This is a genomic window from Streptomyces sp. NPDC006265 (genome assembly GCF_040613555.1).
Lineage (GTDB): Bacteria > Actinomycetota > Actinomycetes > Streptomycetales > Streptomycetaceae > Streptomyces.
Genome location: NZ_JBEXSH010000939.1, coordinates 1 through 3,385, shown reverse-complemented (window position 1 = coordinate 3,385; position 3,385 = coordinate 1). Strand labels below are relative to the sequence as shown.

Here is a 3,385-nt window from a genome sequence, read left to right as displayed (position 1 = left end):
TCTCGCGCGGGCCGTGGTGGCCGGGGGCCGGAGTGTTGTCGTCGGTGTCCTGCTCCGAGCCGTAGCCGTGATCGTGCTCGTGGCTCGCGGGGGCGGGGAGCGGTGCGGGATTCCCGGGCTCGGCGGCCGGCCCGGAGCCGTCGGACGCGGCGGCCGGGGCGGCTTCGGGCACATGCGGCGGGGTGGCGGGGACGGGTCTGGGCGCGGGCGGCGTCCCGGGCAGGCCGGCGCCCGAGCCCTGGGACGTGCCGGAACCGCTTCCCGGCCCTCCTCCCGCCGCTCTCCGGGTCGAACGCGGGGCGCTGGCAGCCGGGGGCAGTACCTCGGGGTCGATACGCGTCAGCAGGTGACTGCCGACCCGCAGCACCGCCCGCACACCGCCGTACGGAGACGGGGACGACACGTCCACGCTCAGGTCGAACTGCCGGGTCAGCCGGCCGATGGCCGCGAGCCCCATGCGCGGCGGATCACCGAGCTCGGTCAGCAGGATCGGCTCCGAGCCGGCGACCATCCGCTGGGCCCGGGCCCGCTCGTCCTGGGTCATGCCCAGACCGGCGTCGTCCACGGTGACACAGACACCGTGGTGGACCGCCTCGAGGTTGACCACGACCTCCGTGTCGGGCGCGGAGTGCCGCAGCGCGTTGTCGAGGAGCTCGGCCACGATGATGGCGACCGGCTCGACGGCGTGGGACACCAGGGCCGTACCGGCGTCCAGGTGGTTGCTGACCCGGACCCGCCGGTAGCCCGCGAGCCGGGCCTGGCCGCCCGTGACCGCGTCCACCAGATGGGACTCCTCCCGGGCGAGCCCCACCCAGGCGCCGCACACCACCGCGGCGGTCTGCGCGCGCCGAAGCGATTGCTCGTTCTCGTGGTCCAGCTCGAACAGGGTCTGCGCCAACTCGGGATCGTCATAGCGCTGTTGCAGCCCGCGCAGGGCGTCCTGCAGCCGGTACAGGGCTGCCTGGATCTCCCGGGTGGCCCCGCGCATCCCGGCCTGCGCCGCCGCGTCGATCCGGGTGCGCTGCGCGGCCAACTCGGCGTGCAGCCCCTCCAGGACCTGCTCCAGGGCGAAACCCAGCGGCGAACCGGCCAGTTGCGGGTTCAGGGGGCCGGGCACGGTGACGTGGGAATGCGCGGCCTGCCGGGCCGCGGCGGGCAGCCGCCGCCCCGCGAGATGTTCGACCTCGGAGGTGAACGCCCGCGTCGTGCCGTCGAGTCGGGCCCGCAGCGCGGTCGTCTTCGCGCGCTGCGCGGCCAGTTGCCGCCGTGAGCGCAGCAGCCCGCCACCGAGGGCGAAAGCGGACAGTGTGCCGAGGGCGAGGGCGCCGACGGCCAGGTCCGGTATTTCGATCATCGAATCGATTCCAGGAGGGAGTCGGGCAGGGCTGGGTCCGAGGGGCTCTGGCGAGTCACCCGCAGCACAGTACACACCGTCATCGCCCGGTCTCGCACGGTGGAGTGCCACTTCGTTCCGAAAGTGATCGGTGTCTGTGGGATTCCGAGGCAACTGTCTGAATTGCCATACTTAAGGGGGGAGTTGGTGGTGTGTGGGGGTCTGACCGGCCGGTCCGTCCGTCGTGACAGGGAGGTCACTCCATGTGACGGGCGCAGGCTGTGTGCCCCACCGGAGGGCGGGTACCCGTCCGGCGTTTGAAGAGGTCCGCTCCGCGAGAAGGAGGCCCGCATGAGCAGCGCATCGGAGACCGGCGGTGTGACCGGTACGCAGGACAAGGACTACAACCTCATCTGGTATGTCGAGGCATGCCTGAACAATGCCCTGCGCCTGGAGAGCTACATCCAGGACGCGGAGCGCGCCAAGGACACCGAGGTCGCGGACCTGTTCCGCAAGGCACAGGCGGACAGCCGCAAGGGCGCCGAGCTGGGCAAGGGGCTGCTGCGCGCACGCCTCGACGGAGGCTGAGGCTCATCGGCCCTCGAAGGCCCGGACCCGTCCGGTTCCGGGCCTTCCTCCGCCTCAGAGCCTCCTCCGCCTCAGAGCCTCCTCCGCCTCAGAGCCGGAAGACGTCGCCCACCCGCCCGGCGAGTTCGTCCGCCGTCATCGAGCCGTCCACGGTGATGGCGGGCAGTCCCAGGCGCGCGGTCTCCTCGCGCAGCCGCTCCGTGAACAAGGCGTCCCGTACGGCGACGTTGTGCTCGGCCCGCGCGGGATCACCGGTCCGCCGCGTGAACCCGCCCTCCGGTGTGGCACGGCTCGTGAAGGCGAACCGGCGGAATTCCGGAGTGGGAAGCAACCAGACGGCGTGTCCGGGCCCGGGGAGCAGCGGCTCCACCAGGTGCGGCAGCAGACGGAATCCCTCGACGACGACAGGTGTCCCAGCCGGCAGGCGCGCGAGATCCTCGATGATCAGATCGAAGGCCTCGCCCCGGAACCAGTGGAACGTCTCGAGCATGGTCTCGGGGGACCGGCCGACCCACCGCTCGTCCATGTCCATGGCCATGAACGCGTGCAGGAAGGGCGCCTCCTCGGCGGTGGTCCGGCGCGCGTGATCCACCATCACGTCGTCGGTCGCGTAGAGACGCCAGCCGTGCCGGTCGGCGAGCCGGCGGGCGATCGTGGACTTGCCCGCGCCGCTTCCGCCGCCGATCCAGTAGACGTGCCGCATGGCTCTCCTCTTCCGTGGTCGCCGCCGGTTGATGCTCCTATCGCTGTCAAGCGGCTTGGAGCCGGTCGCGGTAGGCGTGGGCGAGGTCGTCGTCCCTTCCCGGACACCGCCACCCCCTCCCACCCCCGCCGAGCGGGCCGAAGCCGCACGCCGGGAGCGCCTCGCGCGGAAGACGGCGGAACGGGAGCAACGGTTCGCCCACGAACGACGTCAATGGGGCGGACGGCTGCCGAGTGACGCGCTGCGCACGGTCGACGGCAACGTCAGCGGGCTGCGCGGCTTCGACCCCGCCCTCCTGCACGCCCTCGACGCCGCGGGCCCCGCAACCCAGCGCGCGGTGGCCCGGTTCGCCGCCCGCCTGGCCTGCGAGGCGGCCGGACTCACCGCACTCCACTGGGTCGCCCACGCGCTCACGGCCCTGGCCGAAGACCGCCCGCTGCCGCCGCCCTTCGACGACGACGCCCGCATGTGGCACGCCCTCGCCTCCGACCCGGCCGTCTCGGACCGGACCGGACCGTAGGGCGTGCCGTCCCGCCCGAAATGCCGCCCTCCGGGCCCCGGCCACCTCCGCGGCCACGTCGAGGCCGCGGTTCCGGAGGGCGGCACCGTGGGTGCCGGGCCCCGCGGCGGCCCCCGAGGAGCCGCAGGACTGGCCGCTGTCGGAAGAGGAGCCCCAGCACCGGCCTCCGTCGGACGAGAAGCCGCAGGACTCGCCGCCGTCGGACTCCGACTCGGGCCCGCACGCCGCGATGATCACCATC

4 protein-coding genes are annotated in these 3,385 nt (G+C 73.0%); 2 read left to right on the top strand and 2 right to left on the bottom strand.

Translation table 11 applies throughout. From position 1 onward, the window contains the following. Positions 1-1,354: ATP-binding protein (locus tag ABZ281_RS43120; RefSeq protein ID WP_356663576.1), on the bottom strand; the 1,354-nt coding region annotated here is incomplete at its 3' end. 330 nt (positions 1,355-1,684) lie between these two features. On the opposite strand from ABZ281_RS43120, the gene ABZ281_RS43115 reads away from it, so the two are divergent. After that, positions 1,685-1,921 carry a hypothetical protein gene (locus ABZ281_RS43115; protein ID WP_356663574.1) on the top strand — a complete coding sequence of 79 codons (237 nt, stop codon included), beginning with the start codon at positions 1,685-1,687 and terminating at the stop codon, positions 1,919-1,921. A gap of 88 nt (positions 1,922-2,009) precedes the next feature. Here the strand turns inward: ABZ281_RS43115 and ABZ281_RS43110 are convergent, their stop codons facing one another. Beyond that, complete coding sequence (locus ABZ281_RS43110; RefSeq protein WP_356663572.1) at positions 2,010-2,624, bottom strand: hypothetical protein; 615 nt, start codon at positions 2,622-2,624, stop codon at positions 2,010-2,012. On the opposite strand from ABZ281_RS43110, the gene ABZ281_RS43105 reads away from it, so the two are divergent. Next, positions 2,623-3,144 carry a hypothetical protein gene (locus tag ABZ281_RS43105; protein WP_356663570.1) on the top strand — a complete coding sequence of 174 codons (522 nt, stop codon included), beginning with the start codon at positions 2,623-2,625 and terminating at the stop codon, positions 3,142-3,144. The genes ABZ281_RS43110 and ABZ281_RS43105 overlap by 2 nt on opposite strands. Positions 3,145-3,385 lie beyond the last annotated feature (241 nt).